Here is a 21,626-nt window from a genome sequence, read left to right on the forward strand (position 1 = left end):
CCACACCGTAGGACAGCCAGTCCCTGCGGACAGCGGCGCCGGGACCCGGCCCCGAAGATGAGAGATCTGTAATGTTCGGCTCATGCGGCTCTTCGGGAGGGATCGCAGGCTGTGAGTATGCGATCTCCACGCCTGATCTTCGCGGTCGTCGCCGGGGTGCTGGTGCTGACCGGCTTCCTGCTGCCGCGATACCTGGCCGACCGGTCGCGGCCCGACCTGGGCGAGACCGTCGTCGTCCCGGCGTCCACGTCCACCCCCACCCCCACTCCTCCGGCCAGTCCGACGACGGGCCCGCCGACGCCGACCCGGGCGACGACCGGTCCCGGCGCCGACCCGGTCTCGCCGGGGGAGGCCCGGTCGGCGGGACAGGACGACGAGGACGACCCGACGGACGACCCGGACGACGATGGCTGACGGGGTCGCCGATGGTGAGCGGCCGCAACCCCGTCAGCCATGGTGGGCGGGCCTGGGCGGAATCGGGCGGCCGGTCGTCAGCGCGCGGGTGCGGATCATCGGGTGGATGGTCGGCGTCCTGGCGCTCGCGCTGGCGGCGCTGGTGTTCCTCACCTGGGAGGTGCTGTCGGCCCGCGCGGATGCTTCCGCGGACGACGAGCTGACCCACGAGGCGAACAAGTTCCGCGCGTTCGCCGCGTCACCGGCCGCGGCCTCGTTCACGCGCCCGCAGGACCTGCTCGACCGCTGGCTGCAGAGCAACCTGCCGGACGACTCCGAGGCCTTCTTCACGATCATCGACGGTCACGAGTTCCACCGCAGCCAGGGCACCCCACCGGCCCGCCTCGACACCGACCCGGCCTTCGTCAAGCGCCTGGCGACCGCCACCGAGCCGTCGTACGGCTGGGTCGACAGCGCCGCGGGCAAGGTCCGGTACGGCGTACTTCCCGTGCGGATCGGGACTCAGCCGGTGCGGGCCCAGCTGGTCGTACTGGAATTCCGCGACGTGATCGCCCGGCCCTCGATGGACGCGGCCCGGGCGCTGGCGATCATCGCGGCGATCACACTGGTCCTCGCCGCCGGTGCCTGCTGGCTGGTCACCGGCCGGGTGCTCGCCCCGATCCGCCAGTTGCGCGCGACCGCCGAGCGGATCGGCGAGACCGACCTGCGCCGGCGGATCGAGGTCGTGGGCAACGACGACGTCGCGCAGCTCGCCGGGACGTTCAACACCATGCTGGACCGGCTGGAAGAGGCGTTCGATGCACAGCGGGAGTTCGTCGACAACGCCGGCCACGAGCTGCGGACCCCGATCACCGTGATCCGCGGTCACCTCGAGCTGATGGGCGACGACCCGGCCGAGCGAGCCGAGACGAAGGCGCTCGTCCTGGACGAACTGGCCCGGATGAACCGGATGGTCGACGACCTGCTCGTGCTGGCCAAGAGCGACCGGCCGGACTTCCTCCAGCTGGACGAGGTCGACTTCACCGATCTCGTCGTCGAGGTGGTCGCGAAGGCGCGGGCGCTCGGTGACCGGAGATGGCGGGTCCACACGACCGCCGACGCGACGTACGTCGCCGACGGGCAGCGGCTCACGCAGGCGCTGATGCAGCTGGTGTCCAACGCGGTCCGGCACACGAAGCCAGGCGACCGCATCGAGGTCGGCTCGCATCTGGACGCCGACGGCAGCGCCCTGTTGTGGGTGGCCGACTCCGGGCCGGGTGTCTCGCCCGACGATCGCGAGCGGATCTTCGACCGGTTCGCCCGCGGCGGCGGCCAGCGACGGACCGACGGCGCCGGGCTCGGGCTGGCGATCGTCCGCTCGATCCTGCGGGCGCACGGCGGTGACGTCCGGCTCGCACCGGGGCCGGGCGCCCGCTTCGAACTGACGCTCCCGGCCGCCGGCCCGGGCGGCGGGACGGTGGAGGATCCGCACCGATGAACCGCATTCTGATCGCCGAGGACGAGGACCGGATCGCGTCGTTCGTCGAACGCGGCCTGCGCAGCAACGGCTTCGTCACCACGGTCGTCGGCGACGGTCAGACGGCGTACCAGGAAGGGGCCACCGGCAACTACGACCTGATGGTCCTGGACATCGGCCTGCCGAGGCTGGACGGGTTCACCGTCCTGCGCAGGCTCCGGGAGGCGCGGGTGACGATGCCGGTGGTGATCCTGACCGCGCGGGACAGCGTGCGGGACACGGTCGCGGGGCTGGAGGGCGGCGCGGACGACTACATCGCCAAGCCGTTCGCCTTCGAGGAGCTGCTCGCCCGGGTGCGCCTGCGGTTGCGCGCCGACAGTACGCCGGACACCGGCATCCTGCAGGTCGGCAGTCTGAGCCTCGACCTGCGGACCCGCCGGGCGTTCGTCGGCGACCGCAGCGTCGAGCTCACGGCGCGGGAGTTCCTGCTCACCGAGGTGTTCTGCCGGCACCCGGACCAGGTGCTGTCCCGCGAACAGCTGCTCTCCCAGGTCTGGGGATTCGACTTCGACCCGGGGTCGAACGTGGTCGACGTCTACGTCCGCTACCTGCGGCGCAAGCTCGGCGCGGACCGGATCCAGACCGTGCGGGGGATGGGGTACCGCCTGCTTCCGTGAGAGGTCTCTCATCGACGCCTCAGAACGGTCTCACGGGCCGACGGAAGAGTGGTCGCATCATCAAGCCACTGGGAGGAATCCATGTCCGGTCTGGCCTCGGCGATCCCCGCCGACCTGCTCGCCGTCGCACTGCTTGCCTACGGCACCTACTTCCGCCGCTACCACCGGCGCGACCTGATGCTGGCGTACGTCGCGCTGAACACCGGAGTGCTCGCGGTGACCGCGATGCTGGCCGGTAGCGGCGCCGGGATCGGGCTCGGCCTGGGCCTGTTCGGCATCCTGTCGATCATCCGGCTCCGGTCGGACTCGATCACCCAGGAAGAGGTCGCGTACTACTTCGTCGCGCTCGCGATGGGCCTGATCAGCGGCCTGCACCCGGGTCCGTTCTGGCTCGCGCCCGCGCTGTGCTTCCTGCTGGTCGGCGTCATGTACGTCGTGGACCACCCGCGTTTCACCCGCCGGTCGTACCGCCAGAAGGTCGTGCTCGACCAGGCGTACCCGGACGTCCGCGACGTCGGCCCCGCGCTGGAGCGGCTGCTGCAGGCCGACGTCCGGTACTTCGTCGTCCTCGATCTGGACCTCGTCACCGACACCACCGTCGTCGACGTGCGCTACCGCAGCCGCCCGCAGTTCCGCCCGGCGGTCGAGGCCACGCACCGGTTCGAGCGGTACGCGTCGTGAACCGGCGTACGCACGCGGCCGTGATCGGGGCGCTGGCCCAGGTGCCGCCGATCACGCTCGCCGACGTCCTGAACGAGGCCGCGCTGCAGGTCCGGGTGGACCGCAAGTACCTGGTGCCGATCGGTGCGTTCGTCGAGTTGGTCAACCGGCTGAGCGGCCGGTTCGCCGTCCTGGAGATCGACGGGCAGCGGATGTTCCGGTACGAGTCGGTGTACTTCGACACGCCGTCGTACGGGCTCTACCGGCAACACGTGCAGCGGCGGCGGCACCGGTACAAGGTCCGGACGCGGTCGTACCTCGACAGCGGGGAGTGCAGCTTCGAGGTGAAGCTCAAGGGCAACCGGTCCGAGACGATCAAGGCACGGCTGCCCTACCCGGTGGCGGACCGCTCCCGGCTCACCGGGGACGCGCAGGCGTTCCTGGCCGAGCAACTGCTGGCCGCGTACGGCATCGACAGCCATGACACGTTGCGACCGGCGCTCACCACGACGTACCGGCGCAGCACGCTGACCGATCCGGTCGCGCACGAGCGGTTGACGTGCGACGTAGGCCTCCGGTTCTTCGACGCGACGGCCGCGGTCGACGTACTCCCGGACACCGTGCTGGTCGAGAGCAAGACCGCCGGCCGGGCGGGGGCGGCGGACCGCGTCCTGCGCGACCTTCAGGTCAGGCCGGTGCAGGTGAGCAAGTACTGCGTCGCCGCGGCACTGCTGAAGCCCGGTCTCCGCTCCAACCCGTGGCACCGGACCGTGCGGAGATTCACTGACTTCGCTGGGCCCCGGCGTGGATGATGTGCGCATCCGGCCCGGGGAAGAACAGTGTCTCGGCGCCGGTGTCGTTCCAGTGCACCAGGTACGGCGGTGCGCCGTCCGGGTCGTGCACCTCGACGATCTGGCCCTCACGCCGGTGCGCCATCAGGTGACTGCTCTCGACGACGACCTGGTCGCCCGCTGCTGCTTTCACCACATCCACCTCCTCACCTCCCAGCTTGATACCGACAGCCCGCCGACACCACCCCTCAGCGGAGGTCGGCGGCAAGCCGGACGGCGAGTCCCGCGAAGATCGCCGCAGTGACCCGCTCGAGCCGGCGCCGGATGCGGCGGCCGGCGCGGAAGATGCGATCGGTGAGCGTACCGGCCAGCAGCGCGGCGCCGGCGTCGACCGGGAAGCCGACCATGATGAACACCGCGCCGAGCACCAGGAATTGCAGCGTCGCGGGCCAGCTGCCGCTGCCGGTGGTGATGAACTGTGGGACGAAGGCCAGGTAGAACAGGATGACCTTCGGATTCGCGAGGTTGGTGAGGGTTGCCATCACGTAGGTCCGGCGTAGCGTCCGGCGAGGCAGCTGCGGCGTCTCCTCGGTCGTCGTGACCTCCTGCCCGCTCGCCCGCCAGGTCAGGTACGCCAGGTAGAGCAGAAAGGCCGCTCCAGCGATCCGTACTCCGTTCAGCACCTGCGGCGCGGCCTGGATCAACGCCCCCAGGCCCAGCGCCGCCGCCACGCTGTGCACGGCAAGCCCGGTCGACATCCCGGCCGCGGCTACCACTCCGGTACGGCGTCCGCCCGCGGCCGCGTTCGCCACGACGAACAGCATGTCCGGTCCCGGTACGACGCTGACCAGGAAGACCGCGACGACGAAACCCAGCATCACCGACATGTCCATGCCTTCCATCCTGACCCGGCGGTGCCGCCGGGTCGTCCGGTTTTTCGGCCTGCGGACAAGGGGCAACTTGACCTTGTGAAGTCGGCCCGCCTAGCGTTCGTCGAAGCGCTTCGACAACTCCGCGAGAGGCTGGCCACATGAAATTCACGGACGGGTACTGGCAGCTGCGGGAGGGCTTCACGCGGTTGCGGCCGGCCGAGGTCGAGAGCGTGTCGGCGGGGGACCGGGAGCTGACCGTCTTCGCGCCCGCCCGGCGGATCGAGCGGCGCGGGGACACGCTCAACCAGCCGATGTTCACGGTGACGTTCTCCTCACCGGCCCGTGGCGTGATCGGTGTCCGGATCGCCCATCACCTCGGTGGGTTGCCCGCGCGGCCGTCGTACCAGCTGAACGCGGGCGACGACCATCCGGTGAAGGTGGAGGCCGGTGCCGTCGAGGCGCGGCTGACGGCGGGCGAGTTGAGTGTGGTGGTCGGCCTGGACGGGCCGTGGGACGTCCGGTTCGAGCAGGACGGCAGGCCGCTGACGAACTCCGGAGCGCGCAGCGTCGGCCTGATCACCGACGCGGACGGCAAGCACCACGTGCACGAGCAGCTGGCGCTCGGTGTCGGCGAGACGATCTACGGCCTCGGTGAACGCTTCGGCGCCTTCGTGAAGAACGGTCAGGTCGTCGACAGCTGGAACGCCGACGGCGGGACGTCGAGCGAGCAGGCGTACAAGAACGTGCCGTTCTTCCTGAGCAGCAAGGGGTACGGCGTACTTGTCGACAGCCCGGCCCGCGTGTCGTTCGAGGTCGGCTCGGAGGTCACGTCCCGCAACCAGTTCAGCGTCGAGGGCCAGGAGTTGGCGTACTACGTGTTCGCCGGCCCGTCACCGAAGGACGTGCTGCGCCGTTACACCGCTCTGACCGGACGCCCCGCCCGGGTCCCCGCGTGGTCGATGGGGCTGTGGTTGTCGACCTCGTTCACCACCGACTACACCGAGGAGACGACGAGCGCGTTCGTCGACGGGATGGGGAGCCGTGACCTGCCGTTGAGTGTCTTCCACTTCGACTGTTTCTGGATGCGCCAGTTCCATTGGTGCGACTTCGTCTGGGACCCGGTCGCGTTCCCGGACCCGGCCGGGATGGTCCGGCGCCTGAAGGAGCGCGGCCTGCGGATCAGCCTGTGGATCAATCCGTACATCGCGCAGCGCTCGGTGCTGTTCGAGGAAGGCCGTCGCCTCGGCTACCTGCTCAAGCGCCCGGACGGCTCGGTCTGGCAGTGGGACATGTGGCAGGCCGGCATGGCGATCGTCGACTTCACCAACCCGGACGCGACAGCCTGGTTCCGCTCGAAGCTGCAGGCGCTGATCGACATCGGCGTCGACTGTTTCAAGACCGACTTCGGTGAGCGCATCCCGACCGAGGTGGCCTGGTACGACGGTTCCGACCCGGAGCGGATGCACAACTACTACGCGCAGCTCTACAACGCCGCCGTCTTCGGATTGCTGGAGGAGAACCGGGGCGAGGGCGAGGCGGTGCTGTTCGCCCGCTCCGCGACGGCCGGCGGTCAGCAGTTCCCGGTGCACTGGGGCGGCGACTGCGAGTCGACGTTCGAGGCGATGGCGGAGTCGCTGCGCGGCGGGTTGTCGCTGGCCGCGTCCGGTTTCGGGTACTGGAGCCACGACATCGGCGGGTTCGAGGGCACGCCCGATGCCGCGATCTTCAAGCGGTGGGTGGCGTTCGGCCTGCTGTCGTCGCACTCCCGGCTGCACGGCTCCTCGTCGTACCGGGTGCCGTGGGCCTTCGACGACGAGGCCGTCGACGTGCTGCGGAAGTTCACCAAGCTGAAGTTGTCGCTGATGCCGTACCTGGTCGCGGCGGCGGGCGAGGCGCATCGTGACGGGGTGCCGATGATGCGGCCGATGGTGCTCGAGTTCCCCGACGACCCCGCGGTCGCGTACCTGGACCGTCAGTACATGCTCGGCCCGGATCTCCTGGTGGCGCCGGTGATGAACTTCGACGGCGACGTGTCGTTCTACCTGCCCGCGGGGCGGTGGACGTCGCTGCTGACCGGTGAGGTGAAAGTCGGCCCCGGGTGGGTGAACGAGACGCACTCGTTCGACAGCCTGCCGCTGTTCGTACGTGAGGGGGCCGTCATCCCGGTCGGCGCGGTCGACGACCGTCCGGAGTACGACTGGGCGGACGGGGTGGAGTTGCGCTGGTTCGAGCCGTCGCAGGGCCAGACCACAACGGTCTTGCTGCCCGACGCGGACGGGGGAGTGGCGGCCGTGATCGAGCTCGCGTATCGCGCCGGCCAGGTGGAGACGCGGGTACTGGAGGGCTCCTGTGAGCGCTACACCGTCAAGCTCTCCAGCACGAGTTCGGCCGCCGAGAAGACAACATAGAGAGTCTGCGGCAGCTCGACAGTACGTATATCGCTAGTACCCGGCGACTGTGCCGGATTCCAGGCGCGCGGAGGCGTGCGGCCGCTGCCAGTGGGCGTATACGTACTGTCGAGCTGCAGTTCACCGGCGATCGAGATGAGGTCGCCTGTGGGTGGCACCTGCAGGATGCTGACCAGTTCACCGTGGAGCGGGTCGTCCAGGCGGAGCTCGATTGTGGCGGGGTGGTCGCCGCGGTTGGCGACCCGCGCCTGGTAGGCCGTCGGTTCGAGCATGACGTCGTCGTACGCCAACCAGGCTTGGGGTTCCAGTGAGATCACCGCATCACCACGGTCGCGCGACGCGGTCGTCAGCGTGATGGCGCAATAATCGTCGAAGCTGGTCGCCGCGAGGCGGCCGGGGCTTCGGGGCGGGATCCGCTCGCCGTCGACCTCGAGGGTCGCGGTCAGCCGCAGGTCGGTGCTGGAGCGGCCGACCATGACGCTGTGGCGTGCGGTCTCGACGCAGCGCCGGTCCCGGGTCACGTCCCAGAAGCCGAGATCGGCCGCGGCCACGGTCAGCTCGACCTCGACGGTCTCGCCGGGTTGTAGCGACACCCGCTGGAAGCCGCGCAACTGCCGTAGCGGTTGCTTGACCCGCGAGCTCTGCTGGCGCGTGTAGAGCTGTGCGATCTCGGTCCCAGGGCGGTCACCGGTATTGGTCACGGTGAACGTGGCGTGGACCTCGCCGTCGGCCGGGACCGACCGTGCGCTCAGCTGTAGTCCGCCGTACTCGAAGGTGGTGTAGCTGAGGCCGTGGCCGAACGGGTAGAGGGGTGTGCCGCGGTAGTACAGGTACGTGGCGTCCGTCGCGATGATGTCGTAGTCGAGCAGATCGGGCAGGTCGGTGGCCGCGTGGTACCAGGTCTGGGTGAGGCGCCCAGAGGGGTCGTGGTCGCCGAACAGGATGTCGGCCAGGGCGCGACCGTATTCCTGGCCGCCGTGTGCGGACCAGAGGATCGCCGGGAGGTGCTGCTGCGCCCAGCCGATCCCGTACGGGTAGCTGCTGCTCAGCACCAGGACGGTCCGTGGGTTCGCCGCGTGCACCGCCCGGATCAGCCGGTCCTGAGCCGGCGGGAGGTCCAGAGTCTTCCGGTCCTCGGTCTCGCGGCCGTTCACCAGCGGGTGATTGCCTGCGACAACGATCGTGACGTCGGCGCGGGCGGCCAGAGCAGCCGCCGCCGCGGCGCCGTCGACCACCACTTCGAGCTCGAACGCGGTCCCTTCATCGGCCAGCGTCACACCGCCGGTCGCGTCGACCCGGAGGTAGCGGCCGCTGTGCAGATGCTGGACGAGCAGCGCGCTCGACGACTGCACGAGCCGGAAGGTCTGCTTGACCTCCCAGCCGTTCGGGCCGGGCTGATCCGCGACGAGCTCGCCGTCGTCGGTAACCGTCAAGTGCTGTCCGTTCCGCACCGATCGCAACGCCCAGGCGTCCCCGCCCCAGTCGAACAGATCGAACTCGCCGGCGTCGGTACTCACCCGCAGTACGGCGTCCGCGCCCACAGCGAGGTACGACGACGAGCCCGCGATCCGCAGCGTGATCCGGTCGACGCCCTCGCAGTACTCGACGCTCTCACGTCCCAGTCGCTCGCGGAGGCCGTCCAGGGCGGTCTCCTGGTAAGGCAGCGTCCCGGCGTACCAGTCCTCGGACAGCGTGCCGGCGAGCGGGCCGACGACCGCGACCCGGGCCGTCGCGTCGAGCGGCAGCACCTGGCCTTCGTGCTTGAGCAGCACGATGGCCTGCCGGGCCGCGTCCTGGGCGAGCCGCCGGTGGGCCGGGCAGTTGACCAGTTCGGGTTCGAGCCCGCGGTACGGGTCGAGCTCGGGCGGGTCGAACTCGCCCAGCCGGAAGCGGATCGCGAGCACCCGCCGTACCGCGGCGTCGAGATCGGCGGGCGTGATCAAGCCGCGGTCGAGCGCCGTCGTAAGCCGCTCGACGGTCCCGGCGGCGTCAGGGCCGTCCTGGGTGAAGCTGTCCACGCCGGCGATCAGCGCGGCGGCGTACGCGGCCGGGCCGTCGGGCAGGTAGGCCTGCAGGCCGAACAGGTTGGCCGGCGCGTAGGCGTCGCTGACGACCAGCAGTTCGTCGGCGGTCCACGTCCGGAGGACGTCGTTGATCAGTGGGCTGAGATGGGCGGGCCGTCCGTTCACCAGGTTGTACGACGGCATCACCGCGACGGCCGCGCCCGCCTCGATCGGCGCGCGGAACGCGGGCAGTTCGTAGTCGTGCAGGACCCGCGGCGGCAGGTTGCTCGACGTCGTGCACCGGTCCGTCTCGTTGTTGTAGGCAAGGAAATGCTTGAGGGTCGGGGCGGTCTTCAGACAGGTCGGGTCGTCGCCGGCCAGGCCGTGCCCGTAGGCGGTGGCGATCACCCCGGTCAGCCAGGGATCCTCGGCATACCCCTCCTCGTTGCGGCCCCAGCGCGGGTCGCGCAGTGCGTTGACGACCGGTGCCCACACGTTCAGCCCGACCCCGGCCGGATCCTTGCGGTGGAAGACGCGGACCTCGTCGCCGACCGCGGCTCCGACGGCGCGGACGAGGTCGGGGCTCCAACTGGTGGCCAGACCGATCGCCTGCGGGAACACGGTCGCGGGACCGTGCCAGGCGACACCGTGCAGGGCCTCGGTGCCGGTCCGGAACGCCTCCAGGCCGAGCCGGGCGACGGGTGGCTGGTACTGGTGCAGCAGCGCGAGCTTCTCACCGGGGCTGAGCCGGGTGAGCAGGTCGTCGATCCGCTCGCCGGTCGGCCGGGCGGGGTCGCGGAACGGGGGAGGAGCTGGAGTACTCATCGGCGATCGACTCCACGGACTGGTGTCGAAGCGCTTCGATGACTGGTCGGCGGACGGTGATCGAAGCGCTTCGACAGATCGGGCGTGAACAGAGGGTTGCATCCTGCGCGCTCAGGGTCAAGGCCTCGGCGAGCCAGGATAGGTATGCGCTTTCCGCCTCCTCAGCGGGCGGGGAGACGGCCGCGGGTGAGCGGGCTGAGGGCGTGGGCGGTGGCCCCGAGGGGAGTGGCGATGTGCGGGAAGGTGGAGGCGGCGACGGTGCAGCCGCCGATGTCGGGTGCGATCGTGGCTTCGCGGAGTGCCTTGTCGATCGCCGGAGCGAGGTGGTCGGCCAGCAGGGCGTAGGCGCCGCCGAGCAGGACGACCTCCGGGTTGAGCAGGTTGACCAGCGCCGCGATCCCGTGACCGAGATGGGTGCCGGCCTCGGTGAGCACCTCGACCACGGCGGGATCCTGGGAGTCGGCGCGCCGGACCAGTGCCTCGAGCTGGTGCTGCGGATCGTCGTCGATACTCCCGTCGACCCGCGTGAGGATCGCCGGCAGACTCGCCAGGGCCTCGAGGCACCCGCGTCGCCCGCAGCCGCAGGGCGGCCCGTCCGGGATCAGGCGCAGGTGGCCGATCTCCCCGACGTACCCGCGATGGCCCTCGAGTGGCCGGCCGTCGGTGATGATGCCCGCACCGACTCCGGTGTCGCCGGTGAGCAGGATCAGGTTCGCCGTACCGGCGAGCGGCCCGTAGAGGTGTTCGGCCAGGACGCCGAGGGACGCGTCGTTGTCGACCGTCACCGGGATGTCCGGCCGTCCGAGCGCCGCCGTGAGCTCGGCGCGCAGCGGTACGTCGATCCAGCCGAGTCCGGGGGCGAGGACGACGGCGCCGTCGCGATCGACCAGCCCGGGGACGCCGGCGGTGATCCCCAGCACCTGACGGCCGGAGGACTGCACCGCCGTGATCGCCCGGCGGGCGAGCGCGGCCAGCGCCGCGATCGTCCTGGCCGGACCGGCGTCGACGCCCGGGCCGGCCCGGTGCCAGCGCAGCAGCTGCTCCCCGGCGGCGTCGCACGCGAGCGCGGTCAGGCCGCGGGCGCTGACCTCGAGCCCGATGGTCGCGTACGCCGAACCGTCGAGCACGAGCAGGGTGGCCGGCCGGCCGACATGGTTCTGGGTCTGCTGCGTCTCGCGGACCAGCCGGCGCTCGAGCAGCTCACCGACGATGCTCGTCACGGTCGCCTTGTTCAGCCCGGTCCCGGCCGCGATCGCGGCCCGCGAACAGGGGGCCTCGCGGCGCAGGTGGCCCAGCACCGCGGCCAGGTTGGTGGCGCGGATGTCGGTGTGGTCCGCGGTCTGTGTGGTCAAGGTCCGTCCCGTCGAGAGCTGTGCCGCCGAATGTCGGCCTGAGTCAGTTCTACACCTTGTCGCGCTGTCGGCTCTGCGTTAATTTGTTTGGCTACTAGCCCAACTAAGTCTAGGGGATGCGACGTGACCGGACCAGAGAGCGGCGGCACCAGCCGCCGGACCTTCATCTCCCTGCTCGGCGCCGGCGCGGCGGCGGCCGCGGGCGGCGTGACGCTGACCGGATGCTCGGACGGCGGTTCGGGGTCCAGTACGACGGGCCGCGCCGAGACCGAGGACAAGCTGTCCGGCCTGCTGCCGAAGTACATCGAGTACGAGTCGGTCAAGCCGGACCTGCCGGGGGAGAACGGCGCCTCGCCGGGCTTCTCGCGGTACCCGGGCGAGCTCAAGCGCGCCGTACCGGACACGATGGTGCCGAGCGGCAAGGAAGTGTCGGCGATGACGCCGCTGTGGAGCCCGATGCCGCCGGGTCTGGGGAAGAACTCGTACTTCGACGCGAACAACGAGCGGATCGGTGCGCCGGTCCGGTTCAACATCCTCAACGGCAACGACTACGGCGACAAGCTCGGACCGATCCTTGCGGCCGGCAACGTTCCGGAGCTGCTGTGCATCCCGGGCTGGAACATCGCCAGCCTGACCCGGTTCGGGCAGGCCGCGGACAAGCTGTTCGAGGACCTCACGCCGTACCTGGCCGGCGACAAGGCGTCGGCGTACCCGATGCTGGCGAACCTGCCGACCCGGGCCTGGGCGTACGGCGTCTGGAACAACCAGCTCAAGGCGGTGCCGTTCCCGTCGGACGGCTTCCCCTGGATGCTGATGTACCGCAAGGACCTGTTCGACCAGTTCGGCGCGGAGCCGCCGAAGAACTCCGGCGAGCTCCTGGCGCTGGGCAAGCAACTGACCGACGCCAAGGCAGGTCGATGGGCCTTCGGCGGGGTCTCGGACGAGATGATCCGGATGTTCGGGGCACCGGCCGGGTGGCGCAAGGAGTCCGACGGCAAGCTGGTCCACAAGATCGAGACGCCGGAGTTCGCGGAGGCGGTCGCCTTCGTCCGGCAGCTGTTCCAGTCCGGCTACGTGCACCCCGAGGTGGTCGCCAACGCGGCCGCGGACGAGAACGCGCTGTTCGAGGGCGGCAAGCTGCTGATCCGCCAGAACGGGCTCGGCGGCTGGGCCGAGTCCCTGCAGCGCCAGCAGTCGGTCAACCCGAAGTACAACCCGCAGCCGGTGATGCCGTTCGCGCACGACGGCGGGACGCCGATCACCTGGGGCGGTGAGCCGGCCGGCATCTTCACCTTCGTGAAGAAGGGCCTCGGCGAAGCGCGGGTCAAGGAGCTGCTCGGCGTCCTGAACTACACCGCCGCGCCGTTCGGCACCGAGGAGTACCAGCTCTACAACTACGGCCTCGAGGGCAAGCACTACACCCGCCAGCCGTCCGGCGCCCCGAAGCTCACCGCGCTGGGCCAGAAGGAGGTGTCGCAGACCTACATCTTCCTCGGCGGCCGGCCGACGGCCATCACCCAGAGCGAGTACCCGGGCTATGTGCAGTCGATGAGCGCCTGGCAGAACGCCGCGGCCAAGGTGCAGCAGAAGAACCTCTTCGACGGCATCCGGGTCGAGCAGCCCGCCAAGATGGCCGCGCTGAACCAGCCGTTCGACGACGCCCTGCAGGACATCTTCCGCGGCCGCCGTCCGGTCAGCGAGCTGAAGACGGCCGTCAAGCAGTGGCAGGACAACGGCGGCAACGAAGGCCGCGACTTCTACGCCAAGGTCCTCAGTGACAACGGGCGCTAAGCCGTCGAGCGGCGACTTTGTGCACCGCGTCCGTACGGTGAGCGGCTCGGCGTACGGAACTCGTGCACGAAGCCGGGCCGCCGCGACCGGCGGGATGGGGTTCCGGCATCGGTTCCGGCGGGACTGGCCGTTGCTGTTGATGGTGCTGCCGGTGGTGGTGCTGCTCGGCGTCTTCCACTACTTCCCGACGCTCGGGAACGTGATCGCCTTCCAGGACTACTCGCCGTACGCCGGGATTCGCGGCAGTGACTTCATCGGCTTCGCGAACTTCAACCGGATGTTCTCCGAGCCCGCGTTCTGGAAGGCGGTGGCGAACACGCTCTCGATCACCGCCGCCCAGCTCGCGTTCTTCTTCCCGATCCCGATCGCGCTGGCGTTGCTGCTGAACAGCGTCCTGTCGTCCAAGGTCCGCAACCTCGTCCAGGGCGTGGTGTACCTGCCGCACTTCTTCTCCTGGGTGCTGGTCGTGTCGCTGTTCCAGCAGATGATCGGCGGGGCCGGACTGCTCGCGCAGACCCTGCGCGACAACGGTCACCAGGCGGTCGACCTGATGACGAAACCGGACACGTTCATCCTGCTCGTCACCGCGCAGGCGGTCTGGAAGGACGCCGGCTGGGGCATGATCGTGTTCCTCGCCGCGCTGTCGACGATCAACCCGGCGCTCTACGAGGCCGCCGCGGCCGACGGCGCGAACCGCTGGCGCCGGCTCTGGCACATCACGCTGCCGGGTCTGCGTCCGGTGATCGTCCTGCTGCTGATCCTGCGCCTCGGCGACGCGCTGACGGTCGGGTTCGAGCAGTTCATCCTGCAACGCAGCGCCGTCGGCGGCGGCGCCGCGGAGGTGCTCGACACCTACGTCTACTTCCAGGGCCTGCTCGTCGGAGACTTCGGCTACGGCGCCGCCGCCGGTCTCTTCAAGGGCGTCGTCGGCCTGGTCCTCGTCCTGGTGGCCAACCGTTTCGCGCACATGGTGGGCGAACAGGGGGTGTATTCGCGCTCATGACGACAACACGAGCTGTCTGGGAGGAAGAACCGACCGCGGTCGGGCGGATCGGCAAGCCTTTGGTGCTGGCGCTGATCGCACTCGTGGTCGCGTTCCCGTTGTACGTCGTGGTGGTGACGAGCCTGTCCACGACGGAGGCCGTGACCCGGGCCGGCGGGTTGGTCGTCGTACCGCGGGAGCTCACGGTGTCGGCGTACGTGCAGTTGCTGTCGGGTGGGGTGGTGACCCGGGCGCTGCTGATCAGCGTGGTGATCACGCTGGTCGGTACGGCGTTCAGTCTCGGGATCACCGTGCTCGCGGCGTACGGGTTGTCGCGGCCGGGATCGCTGTTCCACCGGCCGTTGCTGTTCGTCGTGCTGCTGACGTTCCTGTTCGGGCCGGGGATCATCCCGAGCTACCTGGTGGTCAACGCGCTCGGGCTGATCGACAACTATGCGTCGTTGATCCTGCCCGCGGCGGTGTCGGCGTTCAACCTGATCGTGATGCGGTCGTTCTTCATGGGTATCCCGAACGAGCTGATCGACAGCGCCCGGATCGACGGCGCGGGCGAGTTCGCCATTCTGCGCCGGATCGTGCTGCCGCTGTCGAAGGCCGTGGTCGCGGTCGTCGGGCTGTTCTACGCGGTCGGCTACTGGAACGCGTTCTTCAACGCGCTGCTCTACATCAACGACAACACCAAGTGGCCGCTGCAGATGGTGCTGCGGACCTACATCGTGCAGCAGCAACCACTCCCGACCGGTGCCGGCGGGGTGGCGACCGGGGTCGGCCTGGGACTGTCGCCGGCGCCGGGGCTCGCGATCAAGATGGCGATCGTGGTGATCGCGATCGTGCCGGTCCTGCTGGTCTACCCGTTCATCCAGCGGCACTTCCAGAAGGGCGTCATCATCGGCGCAGTGAAAGGCTAGGCGCATGAGTCTTTGGCACGGCGGTGACTACAACCCGGAGCAGTGGGACCCGGCGGTGTGGAAAGAGGACGTCGAGCTGATGCGCCGGGCCGGTGTGAACCTGGTGACTGTCGGGGTCTTCTCCTGGTCCAGCCTCGAACCGGCACCGGGTGAGTACGACTTCGGCTGGCTCGATCAGGTGCTGGACCTGCTGCACGACGGCGGGATCAGCGTGGATCTCGCCACGCCGACCGCCTCACCGCCACCGTGGTTCAGCCGGTTGCATCCCGAGGCGTTGCCGGTGACCGCGGACGGCGTACGGCTCACTCATGGCAGCCGCGACACGTACTGCGTCTGCGCGCCGGGGTACCGCACCGCCGCCCGCGGGATCGCGCGGGAGCTGGCCGGGCGGTACCACGACCACCCGGCGCTGGCGATGTGGCACGTGCACAACGAGTACGGCACCACGTGCTACTGCGATCTCGCGGCGGTCCGGTTCCGCGAGTGGCTGCGGACGCGGTACGGCTCGCTCGACCGGCTGAACGAGGCGTGGACGACGGCCTTCTGGAGCCAGGGGTACGCCGATTGGACGGACATCGAGCCGCCCCGGAAAACGCAGTACCTGGTGAATCCGACGCAGTACCTGGACTATCGCCGGTTCTGGTCCGACGAACTGCTCGCCGCGTTCCTCGAGCAGAAGGCCGAGCTCCGGGCGGTGTCCGAGCTGCCGGTCACCACGAACTTCGTGTTCGGCGGCTGGGTGCCCGTGAACCATGCACAGTGGGCCGCCGAGGTCGACGTGGTTGCCATCGACCACTATCCGGACCAGGCCGGGAGCGGCGCCGAGGAGCAGACCGCGTTCGGTGCCGACCTGGCCCGGGGCTGGTCGGGCGGGAAGCCGTGGCTGTTGATGGAGCAGGCGGCCGGTGGGCTGAACGACGGCCGGCGGTGGCACACGAAGGAGCCGGGCCGGATGGCGCGGAACAGCCTGTCGCACATCGCCCGCGGTTCGCGCGGGGCGCTGTTCTTCCAGTGGCGGGCGTCGCGCGGCGGGGCGGAGATGTACCACTCGGCGATGGTCCCGCACGCGGGCCCGGACAGCCGGAGGTTCACCGAGATCGTGGACCTCGGATCGGTGCTCCCGCGCCTGGCTGAGGTTGCCGAGAGCAACGTGGTGGCCGACGTCGCGATCCTGTGGGACGTCGAGTGCTGGTGGGCGATGCAGGGCACGCACCTGCCGTCGTCGTCACTGGACTACCTGGCGGCCGTGCGTTCCGCGCATCGGCACTTCTGGCACGCCGGGGAGACGGTCGATTTCGCGGCGCCGGATGCCGACCTCTCGTCGTACCGGCTCGTCGTGGTGCCTTCGCTCTATCTGATCTCCGACGCGGCCGCGGCGTGCCTGGCTGCTTACGTGGAAGCCGGCGGGCAGCTGGTGGTCGGGTACTTCAGCGGGATCGTGGACACGGAGCTGCGGGTACGGCTCGGCGGCTATCCCGGGGCGCTCACGGAGCTGCTCGGCGTACGGGTGGAGGAGTTCCACCCGCTGCCGGACGATGGCTCGGTCGCGTTGTCGTCGGGTGGGCACGGGCGGCTGTGGAGCGAGCACCTGCACGCCGTGTCGGCCGAGGTCGTCGATCGGTACGCCGGGGGAGTGCTGGACGGCGAGCCCGCGATCACGCGCCACGACGTGGGTGCTGGTACGGCGTGGTACGTGTCGACCGAACTGGACGACAACACCGCGGCGAGGCTGCTCGGGTTGTCGCGGTCATCGCTGGAGACGGTACGTCGGCGTACCGGCGAAACCACCTGGACGTTCCTGATCAACCACGGTGAGCAGGAGGTGATTGCGCCGGTCGAGGGTGTGGAGCTGGTGACCGGGGCGCGGGTCGATGGCGAGCTGGCCGTGCCGGCCGGCGGTTATGCGGTGGTGCGGTCGGCGTGAGGGGCGCTGCTGCCGCGCGCGGTCAAGGCGGGCGGTAGCAGTGCCAGGTCGGGAACAGAGCCCCCGGCGAGCTTGGTGATGAGCGATTCGACGGCCTGCTCACCGATCCGCTCGGCCGGGATGGTCACCGACGACAGCTGCGGCACCTGCCGTTCGGCGACGTCGTCCGCGCAGATCGCCACCAGGGACATGTCCTCGGGCACCCGGCGGCCGAGCCGGCGCAGTACGTCGAGGAGCGGGCCGATGATCGGCTCGTTCTGCACGACGAGTCCGGTGAGGTCCGGGTGGTCACGCAGCAACTGCTCGACCGTGTGCAGGATCGCGTCGAACGTGTGCTCGCAGGGCGTCTCGACCCCGAGTACTCCGCGCCGCACGGCGGCCTCGGCGAACCCGGTCAGTGTGCGCTGCGCGAACCCGGTCTGGCGCTCGTACACCGCGGACGGCGTACCGAGCAGGGCGAGTGAGCGATGGCCGAGGTCGGCCAGATGGTCGACGCACAGTGCGCCCGCGGCGACGAAGTCCAGGTCGACACAGGTCAGCCCGTCGGCTTCCTCCGGATACCCGATCAGCACCGACGGCATCGGCAGCTCCCGCAGGACCGGGACGCGCTCGTCGTGCAGCTCGACGTCCATCACCACGAGCGCGTCCACCAGCGAGCTCTGCACGACCCGCTCCAGCCCGTCGGGCCCTTCGTCCGCGGTCAGCAGCAGTACGTCGTGGTCGAACCGGCGGGCCGTGGTGACGACCGCGGTCGCGAACTGCATCATCACCGGGACGTGCATGCCGGTACGGAGCGGGATCACCAGCGCCAGCACGTTCGACCGCTGGCTGGCCAGTGCGCGGGCGCTCGCGTTCGGCCGGTACCCCAGCGCGCGGACACTGCGCTGCACGCGCTCACGGGTGTCGGGCGAGATCGTCCGCTTGCCGCTGAGCACGTAGGACACCGTGCTGGTCGCGACACCGGCATGCCGCGCGACGTCGGCGATCGTGACCATCACGCCCCCTTCCACTGGTTGTCCCAGTTCTACCCTGCGTCCGGTCGACGGACTTGGACGACCCGCGCGGACGGCTCGGCCACCTCCGTTCTCACGGTCAGGTTGTCGCCGTTCCAGGTGTAGGTCCAGCCATCGGCGTCGGTGGGGAAGAGGTGCTGGACGGTTCCCGCTGGTAGTGGGAACGTCACCTCCGCGGGACCGGCGGCGCGGTGCCAGAGCGTCAGATAGGACAGCTCGGCGTCGCCGAGGACCAGGGCAATCCAGTCGTCGTCCCACTGCGGGAGGCCGAGCGGCCAGGCGGGAACGAGGGTCTCCAGGTCGCCGAGGATCGTTCGGTGGGCGGCCAGCGCCGCGCGGACCAGGTCGAGTTCGGCCTCCGTCATGCGGTTGAGGTGGCCGGAGAGGTAGAGGCGACCGGGGATGCCGTTGACCAGCGCGAGCGTGAACTCTTCGGCGGTGGTGCCGGTGATCGGATACGCCCAATGGCCGGCTTGCTCGGGCAGTACGGCGGATGGGGCGGCGGCGGTGATGGGGGCGTAGAGCAAGGGGTGCTGCTGGTCCGAGGTGGACTGCAGATGCAGCCGGGACAGCATCGCGTAATCCATCCGCATCGCGCCCGAGGCGCAGTTCTCGATCAGCAGGTCCGGATGCCGGGTCTGGATCGTGTCGAGCCAGTCGAGCAGCGCGCGCTGGTGTTCGAGCAGTCCGTGGCCGAGCGATGTACTTCCCTTGTCGGTCCCCGGACCGGTCATCGTGTTGTTGTCGAACTTGAAGAAGCCGACGCCGAAGTCCGTGACGAGCCGGTCGACCGTGTCGTCGAGGTGCTGCCGGGCGATCGGGGTGCGCAGGTCCAGGAGGTAGCGGCCGTGCTCGGCGACCCGGATGCCCTGCCGGGTGAGGAACGCGTCGTCGGGCAGTTCAGCGGCGATCGGCGCGTCCACACCGATCACCTCCGGCTCGAGCCAGAGGCCGGGCACCATGCCGCGCTCATGGATCCGGTCGATCACTTCGCGGAGCCCACCGGGAAAGCGCGTGGTCGAGGGCTGCCAGGCGCCGACGGTGCTCCACCAGTCGCCTTCGGCGTACCAGCCGGCGTCGATGCAGAAGTAGTCCGCCCCGACCGCGGCCGCGGCGTCGATGAGCGGGAGCAGCTTCTCCGTCGTCGGATCGCCCATCAACGTGTTCATGTAGTCGTTGAAGATCAGGGGCATCCGATCGTCGACCGGGCGGCGTTTCCGCACCGCGCGCCGCTGGCGGGTGAGGGCGGCGAACACGCTGTCCCGATCGGTCCCGGCGACGAGCGAGACCGGCACGCTGGTGAAGGTGTCGCCTTCGGTCAGCCGCACGGTCCACTGGTGCTCCTGGTCGGTGGGGCCGCTGAGCAGGAGGTACCCGCCGTGCCGGTTCTCGCCGAGCTCGTAGTGCCAGGGCCCGTTGTGCTCGATCTGCCAGCCGAGGGCGTACGACGGACCAACGAGGACCCCGACCGGCAGCCGCTCACCGGTCGACCACGAGCCGGTGCTGGTCACGGCATGCCGGCTCTTCGACACCGGATAGTGCGGATCGCGGACGATCTGCGGTACGCCGCCCGCGCGCAGCGGCTGCACCGACCAGCGGTTCTCGGCCATCCAGTCGTTGGCCGCCGAGTACAGGTCGGCCTCGAGGGATTCCAGACCGAGGACGAGGGACGAGAGGAAGTCCAGCACGAGTTCGCCGGGGCGGGTCAGGGAGGCCTCGGACCAGGCCCGGACGCCGGCACCGGCCTCGAAGACGCTGGTCACGCGGAGACCGGTGGCGGCGTCCTCCTGCACGATCCGCAGGGTCGAGCCCGCGTCCTCGTGGGTAACGTAGCGCAGGCGCCGGCCGAGGCTCGTGTCGACGTGACGGTTGGTGCCGGGGGAGCGGCCGTGCCCGAGCGCCGAGACCTCGACCAGCGGCTGGCTCAGGTCGGATCCCGGTTCAGGTCCGGTCGTCAGTCGCACGGGACCGTCGTCGAGTGCGAAGGTCAGGGTCAGCTCGGGCGTCCGCCACACGAGGTTCATCGATAAACCTTAGGGGCCTCCTCCTGTCGGCGCTCAACCCGCGATCCGCGACCTGGACGGCTCAGCGTGATCCCGAACAGGACGAGCCCCAGCCCGAGCACCTGTCGCAGGGTGAGCACCTCGCCCGACACCAGGACGCCGAGCAGTACGCCGGTCACCGGGTTGAGCAGCCCGATCAGGCCGACCGTCGCGGCGCTCAGTCGGCGCAGGCCCGCGAACCAGGCCGTGAACGCGAGGGCGGTCGCGACCAGTCCGACGTACGCGAAACCGCCGATGGCCTGCAGGTCGAGGTGTGGCGGGGCGCCTTCGACGATCACGGCGAACGGGATCAGGATCAGGCCGCCCGCGACCAGCTGCCACGAGGTCGTCGCGATCGGCCCGTCGGCCCGTCCCCATTTCTTCGCGAGGACGTAGCCGCACGACGACATGATCAGGGCGGCGACGGAGGCGGCGACGCCGCGCAGGTCGACGGCGGTCGTGCCGGCGCCGAGGAGCAGTACGACGCCCGCGATCCCGGCCGTCGCTCCGCTGAGGACGAGGACGGTCGGGCGCTCCGCGAGCAGGGCCCAGCCGAACAGCGCCATCGTGAACGGCGCCGCGGACATGATCGTCGACGCCAGGCTGACCGGGAGGAGCTGGGACGCGAGGTAGATCAGCGCGAAGAACGCGCCCATGTTGCAGATCCCGAGCAGGACGGAGCGCCACCACCAGACGCCGCGGGGGAGCCGACGGGCCAAGGCGAGCAGCAGGAGACCGGCGGGCAGCGCGCGGAACACCGCGCCGTACAGCGGATGTCCGGCGGGCAGGTACTCGTGGGTGACGAAGTAGTTCGTGCCCCAGGCGATCGGCGCGATCGCGGTGACCAGCGCCCACCGGGCGGTATTTTCCATGGAAGACACTATATCTTCCTGGGAAGATATAGTGGGTGCTGTGGACCACGTGGCAAGGATCCAGGCGGAATGGCGGGCCGAGCGGCCGGATGTCGACACCTCCCCGCAGGGCGTGATCGGCCGGCTGCACCGGATCGCGAACCAGCTCACCGGTGAGCTGACGCTGCTGTACGCGAAGTACGGGCTGACCGAGGGGGAGTTCGACGTGCTCGCGGCGCTGCGCCGGGCGGGAGCGCCGTACGAGCGGGCGCCGGGGGAGATCGCTCTCCACACGATGGTGACCACCGGGGCGGTGACCAAGCGGGTCGACCGGCTCGAGGCGGCCGGTCTGGTCCGGCGCCGGCGCAGCGACGCCGACGGGCGCGGGCGGGTGGTCAGGCTGACGCCGGCCGGGCGGCGGCTGATCGACAAGGCGTTCACCGCCCACATGGCCAACGAGCAACGGTTACTCGGAGTCCTGACTCCGGAAGAGTCGGCGCAACTCGAGAAACTGCTCACCACCTGGCTCGGCCACCTGGAGCCTCCGGAATCCGCCGCGACCTAGCTGCCCGTGGGCGTGTTGCGAGGTGTGGTGGGGACGGGTGGGTAACCTCGGCGCGGAGCGGGTCCGACCCGGGC

At 70.0% G+C, this 21,626-nt stretch carries 18 protein-coding genes; 11 read left to right on the plus strand and 7 right to left on the minus strand.

Annotation, left to right across the window (positions count from 1 at the left end; translation table 11 throughout):
- The first annotated feature begins 117 nt into the window (after positions 1-117).
- The 5 genes from BJY22_RS21720 (at position 118) to BJY22_RS21740 (ending at position 4,019) form a co-directional block, all read left to right on the plus strand.
- Positions 118-414, plus strand: coding sequence for a hypothetical protein (locus BJY22_RS21720; RefSeq protein ID WP_167209554.1), 297 nt, complete (start codon positions 118-120; stop codon positions 412-414).
- Positions 407-1,891: a sensor histidine kinase gene (locus BJY22_RS21725; protein WP_238350425.1), complete on the plus strand. Its 1,485-nt coding sequence runs from the start codon at positions 407-409 to the stop codon at positions 1,889-1,891. Before BJY22_RS21720 ends, BJY22_RS21725 begins: the two co-directional genes overlap by 8 nt.
- A complete protein-coding gene (locus BJY22_RS21730; RefSeq protein ID WP_167209556.1) occupies positions 1,888-2,547 on the plus strand; it encodes a response regulator transcription factor in 660 nt (219 codons plus the stop codon). Before BJY22_RS21725 ends, BJY22_RS21730 begins: the two co-directional genes overlap by 4 nt.
- 81 nt (positions 2,548-2,628) lie before the next feature.
- On the plus strand, positions 2,629-3,228 hold the full coding sequence (locus BJY22_RS21735; protein ID WP_167209558.1) for a DUF4956 domain-containing protein: 600 nt from the start codon (positions 2,629-2,631) through the stop codon (positions 3,226-3,228).
- Positions 3,225-4,019 carry a VTC domain-containing protein gene (locus BJY22_RS21740; RefSeq protein WP_167209560.1) on the plus strand — a complete coding sequence of 265 codons (795 nt, stop codon included), beginning with the start codon at positions 3,225-3,227 and terminating at the stop codon, positions 4,017-4,019. The genes BJY22_RS21735 and BJY22_RS21740 overlap by 4 nt, the downstream gene beginning before the upstream one ends.
- On the opposite strand, the gene BJY22_RS42530 is transcribed toward BJY22_RS21740, so the two are convergent.
- Both BJY22_RS42530 and BJY22_RS21750 read right to left on the minus strand, forming a co-directional pair.
- Positions 3,988-4,200 (minus strand): DUF1918 domain-containing protein, encoded by a 213-nt coding sequence (locus tag BJY22_RS42530; protein WP_337758858.1) that lies wholly within the window; start codon positions 4,198-4,200, stop codon positions 3,988-3,990. The two genes, BJY22_RS21740 and BJY22_RS42530, sit on opposite strands and share 32 nt — an antisense overlap.
- Positions 4,201-4,246: 46 nt before the next feature.
- Positions 4,247-4,891, minus strand: coding sequence for a LysE family translocator (locus BJY22_RS21750; protein WP_167209562.1), 645 nt, complete (start codon positions 4,889-4,891; stop codon positions 4,247-4,249).
- A 137-nt stretch (positions 4,892-5,028) separates the two neighbouring features.
- On the opposite strand from BJY22_RS21750, the gene yicI reads away from it, so the two are divergent.
- Positions 5,029-7,278 carry an alpha-xylosidase gene (yicI, locus tag BJY22_RS21755; RefSeq protein ID WP_167209564.1) on the plus strand — a complete coding sequence of 750 codons (2,250 nt, stop codon included), beginning with the start codon at positions 5,029-5,031 and terminating at the stop codon, positions 7,276-7,278.
- Here yicI and BJY22_RS21760 read toward each other — a convergent pair.
- Together BJY22_RS21760 and BJY22_RS21765 are read right to left on the minus strand one after the other, a co-directional pair.
- Positions 7,227-10,106, minus strand: a complete 2,880-nt coding sequence (locus BJY22_RS21760) for a glycoside hydrolase family 3 protein (protein ID WP_167209566.1) — start codon at positions 10,104-10,106, stop codon at positions 7,227-7,229. The two genes, yicI and BJY22_RS21760, sit on opposite strands and share 52 nt — an antisense overlap.
- A gap of 161 nt (positions 10,107-10,267) precedes the next feature.
- Complete coding sequence (locus BJY22_RS21765; protein ID WP_167209568.1) at positions 10,268-11,458, minus strand: ROK family transcriptional regulator; 1,191 nt, start codon at positions 11,456-11,458, stop codon at positions 10,268-10,270.
- 123 nt (positions 11,459-11,581) lie between these two features.
- Between BJY22_RS21765 and BJY22_RS21770 the strand changes: the two genes are divergently transcribed.
- From BJY22_RS21770 to BJY22_RS21785, 4 genes are read left to right on the plus strand one after another with little or no spacing between them, the layout of a single operon-like run.
- On the plus strand, positions 11,582-13,249 hold the full coding sequence (locus tag BJY22_RS21770) for a type 2 periplasmic-binding domain-containing protein (RefSeq protein WP_167209570.1): 1,668 nt from the start codon (positions 11,582-11,584) through the stop codon (positions 13,247-13,249).
- The gene (locus tag BJY22_RS21775; RefSeq protein ID WP_337758859.1) at positions 13,233-14,252 is read left to right on the plus strand and encodes an ABC transporter permease; all 1,020 of its coding nucleotides are present in this window, start codon (positions 13,233-13,235) and stop codon (positions 14,250-14,252) included. The genes BJY22_RS21770 and BJY22_RS21775 overlap by 17 nt, the downstream gene beginning before the upstream one ends.
- The gene (locus tag BJY22_RS21780; protein WP_167209572.1) at positions 14,249-15,157 is read left to right on the plus strand and encodes a carbohydrate ABC transporter permease; all 909 of its coding nucleotides are present in this window, start codon (positions 14,249-14,251) and stop codon (positions 15,155-15,157) included. Before BJY22_RS21775 ends, BJY22_RS21780 begins: the two co-directional genes overlap by 4 nt.
- Positions 15,158-15,161: 4 nt before the next feature.
- Positions 15,162-17,081, plus strand: coding sequence for a beta-galactosidase (locus BJY22_RS21785; RefSeq protein ID WP_167209574.1), 1,920 nt, complete (start codon positions 15,162-15,164; stop codon positions 17,079-17,081).
- On the opposite strand, the gene BJY22_RS21790 is transcribed toward BJY22_RS21785, so the two are convergent.
- Genes BJY22_RS21790 through BJY22_RS21800 form a run of 3 tightly spaced genes read right to left on the minus strand, consistent with a single transcriptional unit; the run spans position 17,057 to position 21,008 of the window.
- Positions 17,057-18,076, minus strand: coding sequence for a LacI family DNA-binding transcriptional regulator (locus tag BJY22_RS21790; RefSeq protein WP_167209576.1), 1,020 nt, complete (start codon positions 18,074-18,076; stop codon positions 17,057-17,059). The genes BJY22_RS21785 and BJY22_RS21790 overlap by 25 nt on opposite strands.
- Positions 18,077-18,105: 29 nt before the next feature.
- The gene (locus BJY22_RS21795) at positions 18,106-20,118 is read right to left on the minus strand and encodes a glycoside hydrolase family 36 protein (RefSeq protein WP_167209578.1); all 2,013 of its coding nucleotides are present in this window, start codon (positions 20,116-20,118) and stop codon (positions 18,106-18,108) included.
- Positions 20,115-21,008, minus strand: a complete 894-nt coding sequence (locus BJY22_RS21800; RefSeq protein ID WP_167209580.1) for an EamA family transporter — start codon at positions 21,006-21,008, stop codon at positions 20,115-20,117. The genes BJY22_RS21795 and BJY22_RS21800 overlap by 4 nt, the downstream gene beginning before the upstream one ends.
- A 40-nt stretch (positions 21,009-21,048) precedes the next feature.
- Between BJY22_RS21800 and BJY22_RS21805 the strand changes: the two genes are divergently transcribed.
- Entirely contained in the window at positions 21,049-21,552 is a 504-nt protein-coding gene (locus BJY22_RS21805) for a MarR family winged helix-turn-helix transcriptional regulator (protein WP_337758860.1), read from the plus strand.
- Positions 21,553-21,626: the final 74 nt, after the last annotated feature.

This window comes from Kribbella shirazensis (assembly GCF_011761605.1).
GTDB classification, from domain to species: Bacteria; Actinomycetota; Actinomycetes; order Propionibacteriales; family Kribbellaceae; genus Kribbella; species Kribbella shirazensis.